General features: G+C 43.3%; 15 protein-coding genes. 14 read left to right on the forward strand and 1 reads right to left on the reverse strand.

The window, feature by feature from the left end; all coding sequences use genetic code 11:
• Window positions 1-13: 13 nt before the first annotated feature.
• The 6 genes from deoC (at window position 14) to LXO72_RS01915 (ending at window position 5,864) form a co-directional block, all read left to right on the forward strand.
• Window positions 14-676: a deoxyribose-phosphate aldolase gene (gene deoC / locus LXO72_RS01890; RefSeq protein ID WP_233331348.1), complete on the forward strand. Its 663-nt coding sequence runs from the start codon at window positions 14-16 to the stop codon at window positions 674-676.
• Window positions 663-1,052, forward strand: coding sequence for a cytidine deaminase (locus LXO72_RS01895; RefSeq protein ID WP_023027005.1), 390 nt, complete (start codon window positions 663-665; stop codon window positions 1,050-1,052). The genes deoC and LXO72_RS01895 overlap by 14 nt, the downstream gene beginning before the upstream one ends.
• A gap of 78 nt (window positions 1,053-1,130) precedes the next feature.
• Entirely contained in the window at window positions 1,131-2,186 is a 1,056-nt protein-coding gene (locus tag LXO72_RS01900; protein ID WP_233331349.1) for a BMP family lipoprotein, read from the forward strand.
• A 138-nt stretch (window positions 2,187-2,324) separates the two neighbouring features.
• Window positions 2,325-3,857 carry an ABC transporter ATP-binding protein gene (locus LXO72_RS01905; RefSeq protein ID WP_233331350.1) on the forward strand — a complete coding sequence of 511 codons (1,533 nt, stop codon included), beginning with the start codon at window positions 2,325-2,327 and terminating at the stop codon, window positions 3,855-3,857.
• Complete coding sequence (locus tag LXO72_RS01910) at window positions 3,850-4,905, forward strand: ABC transporter permease (protein ID WP_048687948.1); 1,056 nt, start codon at window positions 3,850-3,852, stop codon at window positions 4,903-4,905. The genes LXO72_RS01905 and LXO72_RS01910 overlap by 8 nt, the downstream gene beginning before the upstream one ends.
• Before the next feature lie 2 nt (window positions 4,906-4,907).
• Window positions 4,908-5,864, forward strand: a complete 957-nt coding sequence (locus LXO72_RS01915) for an ABC transporter permease (protein ID WP_233331351.1) — start codon at window positions 4,908-4,910, stop codon at window positions 5,862-5,864.
• Between the two features lie 58 nt (window positions 5,865-5,922).
• On the opposite strand, the gene LXO72_RS01920 is transcribed toward LXO72_RS01915, so the two are convergent.
• Complete coding sequence (locus LXO72_RS01920; RefSeq protein ID WP_442805151.1) at window positions 5,923-6,813, reverse strand: polysaccharide deacetylase family protein; 891 nt, start codon at window positions 6,811-6,813, stop codon at window positions 5,923-5,925.
• Window positions 6,814-7,060: 247 nt separating this feature from the next.
• Here LXO72_RS01920 and LXO72_RS01925 point away from each other — a divergent pair, with 247 nt between their 5' ends.
• From LXO72_RS01925 to LXO72_RS01960, 8 genes are all read left to right on the forward strand, one after another.
• Window positions 7,061-8,347: a homoserine dehydrogenase gene (locus LXO72_RS01925; RefSeq protein WP_233331352.1), complete on the forward strand. Its 1,287-nt coding sequence runs from the start codon at window positions 7,061-7,063 to the stop codon at window positions 8,345-8,347.
• Window position 8,348: 1 nt separating this feature from the next.
• Window positions 8,349-9,224, forward strand: a complete 876-nt coding sequence (gene thrB / locus LXO72_RS01930) for a homoserine kinase (protein WP_233331353.1) — start codon at window positions 8,349-8,351, stop codon at window positions 9,222-9,224.
• Between the two features lie 158 nt (window positions 9,225-9,382).
• Window positions 9,383-10,309: a hypothetical protein gene (locus tag LXO72_RS01935; protein WP_233331354.1), complete on the forward strand. Its 927-nt coding sequence runs from the start codon at window positions 9,383-9,385 to the stop codon at window positions 10,307-10,309.
• Window positions 10,310-10,443: 134 nt separating this feature from the next.
• Entirely contained in the window at window positions 10,444-11,346 is a 903-nt protein-coding gene (gene murB / locus LXO72_RS01940; RefSeq protein WP_233331355.1) for a UDP-N-acetylmuramate dehydrogenase, read from the forward strand.
• Between the two features lie 206 nt (window positions 11,347-11,552).
• Entirely contained in the window at window positions 11,553-12,710 is a 1,158-nt protein-coding gene (locus tag LXO72_RS01945; protein ID WP_129821952.1) for an ABC transporter ATP-binding protein, read from the forward strand.
• Window positions 12,691-13,497 (forward strand): ABC transporter permease, encoded by an 807-nt coding sequence (locus LXO72_RS01950; protein WP_023023685.1) that lies wholly within the window; start codon window positions 12,691-12,693, stop codon window positions 13,495-13,497. The genes LXO72_RS01945 and LXO72_RS01950 overlap by 20 nt, the downstream gene beginning before the upstream one ends.
• The gene (locus LXO72_RS01955) at window positions 13,494-14,267 is read left to right on the forward strand and encodes an ABC transporter permease (protein WP_048687979.1); all 774 of its coding nucleotides are present in this window, start codon (window positions 13,494-13,496) and stop codon (window positions 14,265-14,267) included. The genes LXO72_RS01950 and LXO72_RS01955 overlap by 4 nt, the downstream gene beginning before the upstream one ends.
• Complete coding sequence (locus LXO72_RS01960; protein ID WP_233331356.1) at window positions 14,264-15,334, forward strand: ABC transporter substrate-binding protein; 1,071 nt, start codon at window positions 14,264-14,266, stop codon at window positions 15,332-15,334. The genes LXO72_RS01955 and LXO72_RS01960 overlap by 4 nt, the downstream gene beginning before the upstream one ends.
• Window positions 15,335-15,398 lie beyond the last annotated feature (64 nt).

Below are 15,398 nucleotides of genomic sequence, written 5' to 3' on the forward strand. Positions count from 1 at the left end.
GGGAGATTCATTAATGAAATTAAACAAATACATTGACCACACACTATTAAAACCGGATGCACAGCAAGAACAAATCGAGGCTTTGATCGAAGAAGCGAAAGAATATGATTTTGCGAGTGTTTGTGTGCAACCAACATGGGTAAACTTCGCAGTTGAAGGACTTCGGGATTCAGATGTAAAAGTGTGTACAGTGATTGGTTTTCCTCTTGGCGCTAACACACCAGCTGTTAAAGCATTTGAAACTCAAAATGCCATCCAAAATGGAGCCGATGAGATCGATATGGTCATCAATATCGGTGCCTTAAAATCCAAAAACCTTACGTTAGTAGAAGAGGATATTCAGGCTGTTGTGGATGCAAGTGGGGATCACTTGGTAAAAGTGATCATCGAAACCTGCTTATTGACCGAAACTGAAAAAATTGTAGCTTGCCAGATTGCTAAATTGGCAGGAGCAGACTTTGTCAAAACTTCGACTGGATTTTCTACTGGTGGAGCAACTGTTGAGGATGTGGCTCTCATGCGCCAGGTTGTGGGACCTGATATGGGAGTAAAAGCATCTGGTGGGACTCGTAGCTATGAGGATGCTCAAGCCATGATCCAAGCGGGTGCTAACCGAATCGGTACTTCCTCTGGAGTAGCCATTATGAAGGGAGAAGTAGCCCATGGCGACTACTGAGTTGATTGACCTGGCTGTAAAAACAAGTGAGAATGCTTATGTACCTTATTCACATTTTCCAATCGGTGCTGTCCTTGTGACAGATGATGGAAAGCTTTATACAGGCGTCAATGTTGAAAATGCTAGCTTCGGCTTGACCAATTGTGGTGAGCGAACAGCTATCTTTAAGGCTGTTTCAGAAGGAGAGCGTTCATTTAAGGAATTAATTATTTATGGTCAGACTGAAAAACCAGTTTCACCCTGTGGTGCTTGTCGCCAGGTGATGGCTGAATTTTTCGAGCCAGACTTACCGGTTACTCTAGTAGCCAAAGATAAATCGACGGTCGTGATGACGGTCAAGGAATTGCTTCCATATTCCTTTACAGACCTTACCTAGTAACTTCTGTAAAGGCGGTCTATTGACCCTTTTATTAATCCGCAACTTAGTTGCATATCTTATTTAGGAGGTTCAGAAATGAACAAGAAACAATGGTTAGGCCTAGGTCTAGTAACTGTCGCTGCAATCGGACTTGCTGCATGTGGAAATCGTGCGTCACGCAAAGATTCTTCAGATGCAAAAACTGATTTAAAAGCTGCTATCGTTACTGACACAGGTGGTGTTGATGATAAATCATTTAACCAATCTGCATGGGAAGGTCTACAAGCTTGGGGGAAAGAAAACGGTCTTTCTAAAGATAACGGATTTACTTATTTCCAATCTACAAGTGAAGCAGATTTTGCAAATAACTTCAGCCAAGCTGCTACAAACGGCTACAAATTAGTCTACGGTGTTGGTTACAAACTTGCTCCAGCTGTTACAGCTGCTGCAGATGAAAATGCTGATATCAACTACGTTATCATTGACTCTGTTGTTGGTGATAAGAAGAACGTAGCATCTGCTGTTTTTGCGGATAATGAAGCTGCTTATCTTGCAGGGGTTGCTGCTGCCAAAACTACTAAGACAAACAAAGTTGGTTTCATCGGTGGCGCACGTGGTGAAGTTATCACTCGTTTTGAAAAAGGATTTGAAGCAGGCGTGAAGTCTGTAAACAAAGACATTTCAATAGATGTACAATATGCTGAAGACTTCAACAACCCTGAAAAAGGTAGAACTATTGCAGCGACCCAATACGCTGCAGGAGCTGACGTCATTTACCAAGCTGCTGGTGGTACAGGAGCTGGTGTCTTCAAGGAAGCAAAAGACTTGAATGAGAAGAAAAATGATGACGAAAAAGTTTGGGTTATTGGTGTAGACCGTGACCAAGTTGACGAAGGTAAATACACTTCAAAAGATGGTAAAGAATCTAACTTCGTATTGGCTTCTACTTTGAAACAAGTTGGTAAAACTGTTCAAGAAATTGCAACTCAAACTGCTGACGGCAAATTCCCAGGTGGAAAAGTGATTACATTTGGTTTGAAAGATGGTGGTGTTGATTTGACAACTACTAATCTTTCTAAAGATGCCAAAAAAGCTGTAGAAGATGCTAAAAAACAAATTATTGATGGTAGCGTAAAAGCACCTGAGAAATAAGAACCTTCCGGAAGCGATCCATCCTTCTTGGGTCGCTTTTTTTCGAGGTGTTGAGACATTTTGTCTCAATAGAACTTACTAACTTGTTTAGCAGGTCCTACTGAAATAAAATATAGTTTTCTAGAAAGGAATATTCGAATGGCACACGAAAACGTCATTGAGATGCGTGAAATTACCAAAATTTTTGGTGAATTTGTCGCAAACGACAAAATCAACCTCGAATTGCGTAAAGGTGAAATTCATGCACTTCTTGGTGAAAATGGAGCTGGGAAATCAACCCTGATGAATATGTTGGCTGGTCTTTTGGAACCAACGAGCGGAGAAATTGTGGTCAATGGGAAGTCTGAAAAATTAGATTCTCCTTCAAAGGCTGCTTCTCTAGGGATCGGGATGGTTCACCAGCACTTCATGTTGGTAGAAGCTTTCACTGTTGCAGAAAATATCATTCTTGGTAGCGAAGTAACGAATAAAGGTGTATTAGATTTGAAAAAGGCTAATGCAGATATCCTTGAGTTGTCAGAACGCTACGGCTTGGCTGTGGATCCTACAGCAAAAGTTGAAGATATTTCTGTTGGTGCTCAACAACGTGTAGAAATCTTGAAGACACTCTATCGCGGAGCTGATATTCTGATTTTCGACGAGCCCACAGCGGTGCTAACTCCTGCTGAAATTTTGGAGTTGATGGATATCATGAAAGCCCTTGTTAAAGAAGGGAAATCTATCATCCTCATCACCCACAAACTGGACGAAATTCGTGCGGTTGCGGACCGTGTCACAGTTATTCGTCGTGGGAAATCCATTCAAACCGTTAGCATCGAAGGTGCTACCAATAAAGATTTGGCAGAGATGATGGTTGGGCGCTCGGTTTCTTTCGTAACAGAAAAGGAAGAAGCGCAACCGAAAGAAGTGGTTCTTCAAATTTCTGACTTAGTCGTGAATGAAAACCGTGGAGTTCCTGCTGTCAAAGAACTATCTCTTGATGTTCGTGCAGGCGAAATTGTAGGGATTGCAGGGATTGATGGTAATGGTCAGAGTGAATTGATTCAGGCTATTACTGGACTACGCAAAGTCAAATCAGGCAGTATTAAAATTAAAGGACAAGAAGTTGTTGGCCTTTCCCCACGTAAGATTACTGAAATGAATGTCAGCCACGTGCCTGAAGATCGTCATCGTGATGGTCTTGTTCTCGAAATGATGCTTTCTGAAAACATCGCACTTCAAACTTACTACAAAGAACCACTTAGCAAAAACGGTGTGTTGAATTACAATCAAATTAATTCATATGCCCGCAAGTTGATGGAAGAATTTGATGTTCGTGCAGCCAACGAGATTGTTCCAGCAAGTGCCCTATCAGGAGGAAATCAACAAAAGGCTATTATTGCTCGTGAAGTTGATCGGAATCCAGACTTGTTAATCGTTAGCCAACCGACACGTGGATTGGACGTTGGTGCGATTGAGTACATCCATAAACGTTTGATTGACGAACGTGATAAAGGAAAAGCCGTCCTCGTTGTCAGCTTCGAATTAGATGAAATTCTAAACCTATCAGACCGGATTGCTGTTATTCATGATGGAAAAATCCAAGGTATTGTGAAGCCATCAGAAACCAACAAACAAGAGCTTGGTATTCTAATGGCTGGTGGAGAAATCAAGGAGGCTTCAAATGAATAAAAATACAAGACAAATTGCTATTCCTTTTATTTCTGTAATCCTAGGAATCATCCTCGGGGCCATCATCATGTGGATCTTTGGTTATGATGCCCTTTGGGGTTATGAAGAACTCTTCAAGACAGCTTTTGGTTCCATTAAAAATGTGGGTGAAATTTTCCGTACTATGGGGCCTCTGATTTTGATAGCTCTCGGATTTGCGGTAGCCAGTCGAGCTGGATTTTTCAATGTCGGCTTACCAGGACAGGCCTTGGCTGGTTGGATTGCGGCTGTATGGTTTGCTTTGTCCTTCCCAGATATTCCGCGTATCCTAATGATTCCTTTGACGGTCCTTGTGGCTGCAATTGCCGGTGGTCTCATTGGATTGATTCCAGGACTCCTACGAGCATTTTTGGGAACGAGTGAAGTGATCGTTACTATTATGATGAACTACATCGTACTGTTTGCTGGAAATGAAATCATCCGGAACTTCCCTAAAAAGTTCATGGTCGATTCTGAATCTAGTATCACAGTAGGAGCAAATGCAAGTTACCGCCTAGGGTTCTTGACAGAATTGACTAAGTCACGGATGAATATCGGGATCTTCATTGCCTTGATTGCTGTTGCAGTGATTTGGTTCATTATCAAGAAAACAACACTTGGCTTTGAAATTCGTTCTGTTGGTCTTAACCCCAATGCTTCAGACTATGCAGGGATGTCAGCTAAACGGACCATCATCCTTTCCATGGTGATTTCAGGTGCCCTCTGTGGGATCGGTGGAGCAGTAGAAGGAATTGGTACTTTCCAGAACGTTTATGTTCAAGCTGGTTCCTTGGCTGTTGGATTTAATGGGATGGCAGTTGCTCTCCTTGCTAGCAATTCTCCAATTGGGATTGTCTTTGCGGCATTCTTGCTTGGAACCTTGCAAACCGGTGCGCCAGGTATGACCACAGCAACTATCCCACCAGAACTTGTCAATATTGTGACAGCTTCGATCATCTTCTTTGTAAGTGCTCATTACATTATCGAAAAATACATCAAGCCTAAAAAACAAATGAAAGGAGTAGAGTAAGGATGAATATTGTTGCTATACTAACGATTCTTGTATCGAATATGCTGGTCTATGCTGCTCCCCTCATTTTCACTAGTATCGGAGGAGCCTACTCCGAACATGCTGGTGTCGTTAATGTCGGTTTGGAAGGTATCATGGTTATGGGAGCCTTCACTGGTGTCGTGTTTAACTTGACTTTTGCAAGCTCTCTTGGTGGCATGACCATCTGGCTATCTCTTCTTGCAGGTGGTTTGGTTGGACTCATTTTCTCCGCTATCCATGCTGTAGCTACTATTAACTTCCGTGCTGACCACGTGGTGAGTGGTACGGTATTGAACTTGTTGGCTCCTGCCTTAGCTGTCTTTTTGGTAAAAGCAATCTACGGAAAAGGTCAAACCAACAATATCGATTTGTCATTTGGTAAATTTGATTTTCCTTTCTTGTCTGATATCCCTGTCATTGGTGATATCTTCTTCAAGAATACAAGCTTAATGGGATATGTCGCGATTGGATTTTCATTTATAGCATGGTTTATCATGTTTAAAACGAAGTTTGGTCTTCGCCTTCGCTCAGTTGGTGAACATCCACAAGCTGCGGATACCCTTGGGATTAATGTTTACCTCATGCGTTACTATGGTGTGCTCATCTCTGGATTTTTAGGAGGAGTTGGGGGTGCCTTGTATGCACAATCTGCATCTGTCAATTTCTCAGCAACTACCATTGTGGGACCTGGATTTATCGCCCTAGCGGCTATGATCTTTGGGAAATGGAACCCAATCGGTGCCATGTTATCCAGTCTATTCTTTGGTCTTTCACAAGCCTTGGCGGTTGTGTCTACGCAGATTCCTTTCCTTGCCCATATTCCAGGAGTCTACCTCCGTATTGCGCCGTATGTATTGACCATCATCGTCCTAGCAGCCTTCTTTGGTAAGTCGGTTGCACCAAAAGCAGATGGTGTGAACTACATCAAGTCTAAGTAAAAGCCTCCTTTATGGAAAAAGAAAGCACGAGTCGCTCGGACTCGTGCTTTTTGTATGCTTATGGATTGGTTTGCATTTCTGCAAGTAGGTTTTCTGCTGTCGTAGTTGGCAAGATCCGCAGACGTTTTAGTGAGTAGAGGCCATCATCTAAACTAGCTAGTCCATTGTTGGTTGTCAAGCCCATTTTGTAGCCATTGGTTTTTGCTAGATCCATGGTGACCTCAGAGTAGCGACCAGCGGGGTAGACAATAGTGGTAGTGGTTTGATTGAGTTTCTTGTCTAATACTTGTTTCGAATTGGCAAGTTCAGCCTTTTGAGTGGCAGTATCTGATTGGGCCAAATCTGGGTGGGATACCGTATGGCTCTCAAAAGTAAGGCCTTGTGCTTTCATTTCTTTGATTTGATCAAAGGTTAGAACGCTTGGTTTTTCCTTTTCAGAAAATGAAGTAATGATATTATTGGTTGCGGTCATTTGGTATTTTTTTAGGAGTGGATAGACTATGGTATAAAAGTCTGAAATTCCATCATCGAACGTCAACCAAACGACTTTGCCACCTTCAGGCAGTTCATTTTTTGTAAGGGCGCGATAAGCTTCTTCGGGCGTCAGGGTGTAGTAACCGGCCTCTTTTAAGGCTTTGAGATGACTCTCGAAGGTTTCTGGTGCTACAATGAGGTTGGCATTGGCCTCTTCCGAAGGGGCCATCGTGTGAACAGCGTGATACATGAGAATTGGGATTCTTACAGGTTGCTCTTGTTTTACCCATTTGGTAGTAGACCCTTGCTGTTTCATCGTCTGACTGGTATTTGTTTCTTGCTTGTCAGCAAGTGGACTGCTAGCCTCCTGTTTCAATAGGAGGAATCCCAAAAAGAATATGCAAGATAGAAGAAAAGCATTTAAAACAAGTAGCAATCGTATTTTCTTTGGGACACGTCTTTTTCGGTGATTCATAGAGACCCCTTTCTAATTCATTATCATTATATCATAGGGGCAGGAAATCTTTCTATGACAAGGTACAAATGGAGTAAAATTTTGGGGAACCTCGTCGGTTTTTGAAGGAATGGCTTGCTAGTAGGTTTAGTGAGAAGATTTAAATCTGAGAAAGTGGAGTTCTTGTAGAGGAAGAAGGCCATAGAACTAGTCAGAAGGGGTTTGTTTTTGATATAATAGACTATATTAGATTTTTAAGGAGACCAACATGTCTGTTAAAATTGCCTTACTAGGATTTGGTACTGTTGCCAGTGGCGTACCATTTTTATTAAAAGAAAACCATGAGAAGATCAGCCAAGCTGCTCAAGATGAGATTGAGATTGCCAAGGTCTTGGTTCGCGATGATGCGGAAAAGGAAAGCTTGCAAGCTGCTGGTCATGACTATAACTTTGTGACCAATGTTGATGAGATCATTGAAGACAATGACATTGCCATCGTGGTCGAGTTGATGGGCCGTATCGAGCCAGCGAAAACCTTTATCACCCGTGCGCTGGAAGCAGGCAAACATGTGGTCTCTGCTAACAAAGACCTTCTTGCCGTTCATGGAAGCGAGTTGCTAGAGATTGCTCAAAAACACCAAGTAGCCCTCTATTATGAAGCTGCTGTGGCTGGTGGAATTCCAATCCTTCGCACCTTGGTGAATTCTTTGGCCTCAGACAAGGTGACCAAAGTGCTTGGTGTGGTCAATGGAACATCTAACTTCATGATGACAAAAATGGTTGAAGAAGGCTGGACTTATGAGGATGCTTTAGCAGAAGCGCAACGCCTAGGTTACGCTGAGAGTGATCCAACCAATGACGTCGAAGGGATAGATGCTGCCTACAAGATGGTGATCTTGAGCCAATTCGCCTTTGGGATGAACATCCAATTTGACCAAGTGGGCCACAAAGGAATCAGCCAGATCACTCCTCAAGATGTATCGGTCGCTCAAAGTCTTGGTTATGTCATCAAGCTTGTCGGATCCATTGTTGAAACAGTGTCAGGGATTGCAGCAGAAGTGACGCCAACCTTCCTTCCAAAACAACACCCACTTGCTGGCGTGAACGACGTTATGAATGCGGTCTATGTGGAATCAATCGGGATTGGTGAGTCTATGTACTACGGACCAGGTGCTGGTCAAAAACCAACTGCGACAAGTGTCGTAGCCGACATTGTGCGCATTGTCCGTCGTCTAAAAGAAGGAACGATCGGTAAAGCCTTCAATGAATACAGCCGCCCTCTTCAATTGGCTAAACCAGAAGATGTGAAAAATAACTACTATTTCTCAATCAAGGCACCAGATGCGACTGGTCAAATCTTGCGTCTCGCGGAGATCTTTAATGCAGAGGGAGCTTCCTTCAAGCAAATCCTCCAAGAAGACTCAGATGGTCACTATGCAAGCGTCGTGATCATTACCCACCAAGTTAACCAGACACAATTCAAGAACTTGGTTGAAAAACTGGATTCAGAGCCGAATTTCGAACTCTTGAATACCTTTAAAGTATTGGGAGAATAAGATGAGAATTACAGTACCAGCGACCAGTGCCAATGTCGGTCCAGGATTTGATTCTGTAGGGATTGCTGTTTCTAAGTATTTGACCATTGATGTGTTAGAGGCCCGAGAAAACTGGTGGATTGAACATGACTTGGGAGAGGAGATTCCAAGCAATGAAGAGAATCTATTGCTTCAAACTGCTCTCCAAGTTTCATCTGATTTGCCTCCTCATCATCTCAAGATGGTCAGTGAAGTGCCTTTGGCGCGTGGTTTAGGTTCATCCAGCTCTGTTATCGTAGCGGGGATTGAGTTGGCCAATCAACTTGGTAAGCTATCCCTAAGTGATGAAGATAAACTTGAAATCGCGACAAAAATCGAAGGGCATCCGGATAACGTAGCGCCAGCTATTTTTGGAAATCTGGTCGTAGCGAGCTATGTGGATCAGCAGACCAATCATTTGGTCCTTCCCTTCCCTGAATGTGCTTTGGTAGCCTTTGTTCCCAATTACGAACTCAAGACCAGCGATAGTCGAAATGTCCTTCCAAGTGAGTGGACTTACAAGGAGGCTGTTGCAGCTAGCTCAATCGCAAACGTGGCCATTGCTGCCCTTGCTAAGGGAGACTTAAGAGTCGCAGGAAAAGCTATTGAAGCAGATCGCTTCCATGAACGCTACCGCCAACAGTTGGTTGTAGAGTTCCCTCAGGTGAAAGAAGTTGCACATCAACACGATGCTTATGCCACTTACCTTTCTGGTGCAGGTCCAACTATTATGACCTTGCTCCCTGTTGAACATGCAGAAGCCTTTGTCAAAGACTTGGAATCTAAGGGTTTAAATGGTCAGGTCTTCTCTTTGAAAATTGACACAACTGGTGTGAAGGTAGAGAAGAGTGAATCTTGATTTAATGAAAAAAATGATTAGATAGGCTAAATTAGTCTATCTAATTTTATTTATCTATGATAAAATAGTTCTATAAATTATTTGTCTATCAAATTATTTTAGGATAATAAACAATTATTCGAAAGATAGATAGAATTGTAAAGGAGATTGTAATTCTAATGAAAGACTTTGAACGTCATCAACTTGCTACGGAACTTGGATTCCAGTATGATCCTGAAACTTCATCTATTTATGGGGAAAATTCTGGCTATTTCTTCTTACTGAGTGAAACTGACACAAAAAATGTTTTTAGCATTGCACTTTCTGTGTCGCGTGATGATGCAGAAGAAGCAGCTGCTCAATTGCATCAAATGGTGAAAGACTCTTCTGTTTTGAAGAGCATTAGCCTCAACCAATATGTCACAACTTTCACTGTAAAAGCTGGAATGACAAAAGCAAAAACGATTGAAAACATTCGTCAAGCCCTAACAGAAATCCTGCAATTTTTGCAAACCAATGGCTTCTACACTGTTTGTGGTCACTCTGGTGAAAAAGGACCGATTGGTCTCTATCAGATTGGAGATTCCCTTTTCTTGATGAACGAAGAGAGCTTCCAAACTGTCAGTTCCCAACTAAAAATTGAAACAGATTCATATAATAGTCAGAAAGAAAATGTCCTCCTTGGAACAGTCGGTGCCTTTATTGGTGCCATTATTGGAGGAGCTGTTACTCTTTTCATTGCTCGCCTCGGCTACGTAGCTTTTTATGCTGGTTTTATCCTTGGCATTTGTGTTGTCAAAGGTTATGAAATCTTAGGGAAGAAATTTAGTAAACTTGGAGCAGTTATTTCTAGCATTCTCTTGTTAGTCACTATCGTTCTCGTGCACCAATTTGACTACGCTTTAGAAGCAGTTAAACAACTTGGAGTCGACTTTAGTGATGGATTTGATTTGATCAATAACCTTGTTCTAAGTGGACAAACTCCTGATAATTACTTCTTTAACTTCTTCATGTTGGCAGTCTTTACCATTATTGGGGGTGGGGTTGCGATTAGCTCAGCCTTGTCCACTCATAAAACACGTGGCATTGCACGTAAGATTGGCTAATTCAATTAACCATTGTTAAAAAAATTTAAAACAGAATCGGTCTTTTGGCTGCTTCTGTTTTTTTACTTCAGAGTCGAAAAGTGGGCTGGTTTTTGTTATAATGGATAAGATAACGTATAGAAGAGAGTTGTGAGATGGAAATCCTAAAGCAAATCAAAGAGGAGTTGGCTGGTATTGAGATTTTGTTCAATGAGCCACTCAAACAATACACCTATACCAAGGTCGGAGGAGCGGCAGATTATTTGGCCTTTCCTCGCAATCAATATGAATTAAAACGAATTGTCACCTTTGCTAATGCTCAGGAGATTCCTTGGATGGTCTTGGGGAATTCTTCCAATATTATCGTCCGTGACGGTGGGATTGAAGGTTTTGTGATCATGTTTGATCATTTCCATGACGTCCGTGTCAATGGCTATGTGATTGAAGCAGAGGCGGGTGCTAAGCTAATCGATGTGACTCACGTAGCCCGCTACCATAGCTTGACAGGCTTTGAATTTGCTTGTGGGATCCCTGGAAGCATTGGTGGTGCTGTCTATATGAATGCTGGTGCCTATGGCGGTGAGATTGCCCATATTCTTCAATCGTGTAAGGTCTTGACGCCAGAAGGAGAAATTAAAACCTTAACAGCAGAAGAATTAGTTTTTGGCTATCGCCATTCCAAGATCCAAGAAACCGGTGACGTAGTGATTTCGGCTAAGTTTGCCTTAGCACCTGGTAATTATGATCAGATCGATCAAGAAATGGCTCGTTTGACGCATTTGAGAGAGATGAAACAACCCCTCGAATACCCGTCTTGTGGCTCTGTCTTCAAGCGTCCGGTCGGGCACTTTGCGGGTCAATTGATCAGTGAAGCTGGACTGAAAGGGCATCGAATTGGTGGTGTGGAGGTTTCTGAAAAGCATGCCGGCTTTATGATCAACGTCGATCATGGTACTGCCAAAGATTATGAAGACTTGATTGCCCATGTCATTGCGACAGTTGAAAAATCAGCTGGTGTAACCTTGGAGCGCGAAGTCCGTATTATTGGGAAAGATTAACGGTTCGAGATGGAATAGGGGCTACTCTAGGGTAGACCCTTCCTACTTTAGAAGGGGGGTGAGTGCCTATCGATACCGAAAATAGGTGGGGCAGTCTTATAAGTCCCCGAGAGGTGTTGGTGGCCTGACGGGTCCGCTCGTCAGCCTATGAGACTAGTTGGTTGGTCTCAGAAGGAAACGCATGAAAAAGAAGGAATTTATGTGAATTGAAAAAACCAATTATTGAGTTTAGAAATGTCTCAAAAGTATTTGAAGACAGTGATACAGTGGTTCTCAAAGATATCAACTTTGAGTTGGAAGAAGGGAAATTCTATACCCTCCTCGGTGCTTCAGGTTCCGGTAAATCGACTATTTTGAACATCATTGCCGGTTTGCTAGATGCTTCGACAGGAGATGTCCTCTTGGATGGTGTTCGGATTAATGATGTACCGACCAATAAACGGGACGTCCATACTGTCTTCCAATCCTATGCCCTTTTCCCACACATGAATGTGTTTGAGAATGTTGCTTTCCCCCTTCGTTTGAAGAAGGTAGACAAGTCTGAAATCGAGAGACGCGTGACTGAAGTCCTCAAGATGGTGCAATTGGGAGGCTTTGAGAAACGTTCCATCCAGAAACTGTCTGGTGGTCAACGCCAGCGGGTAGCCATTGCCCGGGCGATTATCAATGAACCGCGAGTAGTCCTCTTGGATGAGCCCTTGTCTGCCCTCGACTTGAAGTTGCGGACTGACATGCAGTATGAGCTTCGTGAATTGCAACAACGTCTGGGGATTACCTTCGTCTTTGTCACCCACGATCAGGAAGAAGCGCTTGCGATGAGTGACTGGATCTTCGTCATGAACGAAGGAGAAATCGTCCAGTCAGGGACGCCAGTCGATATCTACGATGAGCCCATCAACCATTTCGTTGCGACCTTTATCGGTGAGTCCAATATCCTTCCAGGGATCATGATCGAGGATTATCTAGTAGAATTCAACGGCAAACGCTTTGAGTCGGTCGATGGAGGGATGAGACCAAACGAACCGGTCGAAGTCGTCATTCGTCCTGAGGACTTGCGAATCACCCTGCCCGAAGAAGGTAAGCTCCAGGTGAAGGTGGATACCCAACTCTTCCGTGGGGTTCACTATGAAATCATCGCTTATGATGAATTGGGCAATGAGTGGATGATTCACTCAACCCGTAAGGCTATCGTAGGTGAGGAAATCGGTCTGGACTTTGAGCCAGAAGATATCCACGTCATGCGTCTCAACGAAACGGAAGAAGAGTTCGATGCTCGGATCGAAGAATACGTCGAAGTGGAAGAGCAAGAAGCCGGATTGATCAATGCCATCGAGGAGGAAAGAGATGAAGAAAACAACCTCTAACCTCTTTGTGGTTCCCTACTTTCTCTGGATCCTCCTCTTTGTCTTGGCTCCTGTAGCCTTGATCATTTGGCAATCCTTTGTCAATGTCCAGGGGCAAGGTTCCTTAGAGAATTACCAAACCTTTTTTACAGCGCAGAATTGGACCTACCTCAAGATGAGTTTCAACTCCATTCTCTACGCTGGGATCGTTACCTTTGTGACGCTTTTGATTTCTTACCCGACAGCTTATTTTTTGACTCAGCTTAAGCACCGCCAACTCTGGCTCATGCTGATTGTCCTTCCAACCTGGGTCAACCTCTTGCTCAAGGCTTATGCCTTTATCGGGATTTTTGGTCAAGGGGGATCTATTAACCAATTCTTAAGTTTCATCGGAATTGGTCCTCAACAGATCCTTTTTACGGACTTTTCGTTCATCTTTGTTGCTAGTTACATTGAGTTGCCTTTTATGATCCTTCCAATCTTCAATGTCTTGGATGATTTGGATCCAAACCTCATCAATGCTAGCTATGACCTAGGAGCTAACAAGTGGGATACCTTCCGTCGAGTTGTCTTTCCACTGTCGATGAACGGGGTTCGCTCGGGTGTTCAGTCAGTCTTTATTCCAAGTTTGAGTCTCTTCATGTTGACGCGTTTGATCGGAGGAAACCGGGTCATTACTCTGGGGACTGCCATCGAGCAGCACTTCCTTACGACGCAAAACTGGGGAATGGGATCCACCATTGGGGTGGTCTTAATCCTTGCTATGCTCTTAGTCATGTGGGTAACGAGAGAAAGGAGTGAACGATGAAAAAGATTTCACGTATCTATTTAGGATTGATTTTCCTGCTCCTTTATCTGCCAATCTTCTACTTGATTGCCTATGCCTTTAATGCTGGTGGGGATATGAATGCTTTTACAGGTTTTACCTTGGAGCATTTCCAAAGTCTCTTTGAGGATACGCGTCTCATGTTGATCCTCTCACAGACCTTCCTCTTAGCCTTCTTATCAGCCTTGATTGCGACTATTATTGGGACCTTTGGGGCGATCTACATTTACCAGTCTAAGAAGAAGTTTGAAGGACCATTTTTGTCCATCAATAACATCCTCATGGTGGCACCTGACGTGATGATTGGGGCTAGCTTCCTGATCCTCTTTACGACCATCAAGTTCCAGCTGGGCTTTGCTTCTGTCTTGATGAGTCACGTGGCCTTTTCTATTCCAATCGTGGTCTTGATGGTCTTGCCGCGCTTGAAGGAAATGAACCGTGATATGGTCAATGCAGCCTATGACCTAGGAGCTACTCAGGTACAGATGTTGAAGGAAATCATGCTTCCTTATTTGACACCTGCCATCATTGCTGGTTACTTTATGGCCTTTACCTATTCCTTGGATGACTTTGCGGTGACCTTCTTTGTCACAGGGAACGGCTTTACGACCTTGTCTGTTGAGATCTACTCACGGGCTCGTCAAGGGATTTCGTTGAATATCAATGCCCTTTCTGCCTTGGTCTTCCTCTTCAGTATCTTACTGGTGGTCGGCTATTACTTCATCACTAGAGAGAAGGAGGAGACAGTATGAAAAAACTCTATTCATTCTTGCTAGGGATTGTCGTGGTCATCCTCGTGTTAGCGGGACTAAGTGCCCGTCTTGAAGCCAAGACCAATCCAAAAGACAGTGACAAGCTGGTCATCTACAACTGGGGAGACTATATCGATCCAGAATTGCTCAAGGAATTTACCAAGGAGACAGGCATTCAAGTCCAATACAATACCTTTGATTCCAATGAAGCCATGTACACCAAGATAAAGCAAGGGGGAACGGCATACGATATTGCTATCCCAAGTGAATACATGATCGCCAAGATGATGGACGAGAACCTGCTTGAAAAATTGGATAAGTCCAAACTGAAGGGCTTAGACAATATTGACCCACGTTTCTTGAACCTAGATTTTGATCCGGACAATCAGTATTCAGTTCCTTACTTCTGGGGAACTCTTGGTATCATCTACAATAGCAAGATGGTCGATAAGGCACCTGAGCACTGGACTGATCTATGGAGACCAGAGTACAAGAATGACATTATGATGTACGATGGGGCGCGTGAAGTCATGGGGGTTGGACTCAATAGCTTAGGTTACAGCCTCAACTCCAAGGATCCTCAGCAATTGCAAGAGTCTGTCGATAAGCTTTATACCTTGATGCCTAATATCAAGGCCCTTGTAGCCGATGAAATGAAAGGCTACATGATCCAGAACAATGCGGCTATTGGGGTGACCTTCTCCGGTGAAGCCCGTCAAATGCTGGATGCCAATGAGGACCTTCGTTACGTCGTCCCATCAGAAGCCAGCAACCTTTGGTTTGATAATATTGTCATTCCAAAGACCGTGAAGAATAAAGAAGCAGCTTATGCCTTTATCAACTTCATGCTTCGCCCAGAAAATGCATATAAGAATGCTCTCTATGTCGGTTATTCCACACCGAACAAAGAAGCTAAGAAGATGCTACCAAAAGAGGTTCAAGAGGACCAGGCCTTCTACCCAAGTGATGACACGCTAAAGAACTTAGAAGTCTACGAACAACTTGGCAAGAAGTGGTTGGGCGTTTATAACGACCTCTACCTACAAGTGAAGATGTATCGGAAGTAGGAAAAAGTCCTATAAAAGTTAAGCAAGTTTCCAACGGTAAAAAACCGGATTGAAACTTGCTTTT

Origin of the sequence: Streptococcus sp. XMC (assembly GCF_021341835.1) — a bacterium.
In the GTDB taxonomy this organism is placed as follows: Bacteria; Bacillota; Bacilli; order Lactobacillales; family Streptococcaceae; genus Streptococcus.

Excerpts from the sequence above, each read along its gene's own strand:
- deoC (WP_233331348.1), top strand. The coding sequence starts at position 14 with ATGAAATTAAACAAATACATTGACCACACACTATTAAAACCGGATGCA.
- LXO72_RS01895 (WP_023027005.1), top strand. The coding sequence starts at position 663 with ATGGCGACTACTGAGTTGATTGACCTGGCTGTAAAAACAAGTGAGAAT.
- LXO72_RS01900 (WP_233331349.1), top strand. The coding sequence starts at position 1,131 with ATGAACAAGAAACAATGGTTAGGCCTAGGTCTAGTAACTGTCGCTGCA.
- LXO72_RS01905 (WP_233331350.1), top strand. The coding sequence starts at position 2,325 with ATGGCACACGAAAACGTCATTGAGATGCGTGAAATTACCAAAATTTTT.
- LXO72_RS01910 (WP_048687948.1), top strand. The coding sequence starts at position 3,850 with ATGAATAAAAATACAAGACAAATTGCTATTCCTTTTATTTCTGTAATC.
- LXO72_RS01915 (WP_233331351.1), top strand. The coding sequence starts at position 4,908 with ATGAATATTGTTGCTATACTAACGATTCTTGTATCGAATATGCTGGTC.
- LXO72_RS01920 (WP_442805151.1), bottom strand. The coding sequence starts at position 6,813 with ATGAATCACCGAAAAAGACGTGTCCCAAAGAAAATACGATTGCTACTT.
- LXO72_RS01925 (WP_233331352.1), top strand. The coding sequence starts at position 7,061 with ATGTCTGTTAAAATTGCCTTACTAGGATTTGGTACTGTTGCCAGTGGC.
- thrB (WP_233331353.1), top strand. The coding sequence starts at position 8,349 with ATGAGAATTACAGTACCAGCGACCAGTGCCAATGTCGGTCCAGGATTT.
- LXO72_RS01935 (WP_233331354.1), top strand. The coding sequence starts at position 9,383 with ATGAAAGACTTTGAACGTCATCAACTTGCTACGGAACTTGGATTCCAG.
- murB (WP_233331355.1), top strand. The coding sequence starts at position 10,444 with ATGGAAATCCTAAAGCAAATCAAAGAGGAGTTGGCTGGTATTGAGATT.
- LXO72_RS01950 (WP_023023685.1), top strand. The coding sequence starts at position 12,691 with ATGAAGAAAACAACCTCTAACCTCTTTGTGGTTCCCTACTTTCTCTGG.
- LXO72_RS01955 (WP_048687979.1), top strand. The coding sequence starts at position 13,494 with ATGAAAAAGATTTCACGTATCTATTTAGGATTGATTTTCCTGCTCCTT.
- LXO72_RS01960 (WP_233331356.1), top strand. The coding sequence starts at position 14,264 with ATGAAAAAACTCTATTCATTCTTGCTAGGGATTGTCGTGGTCATCCTC.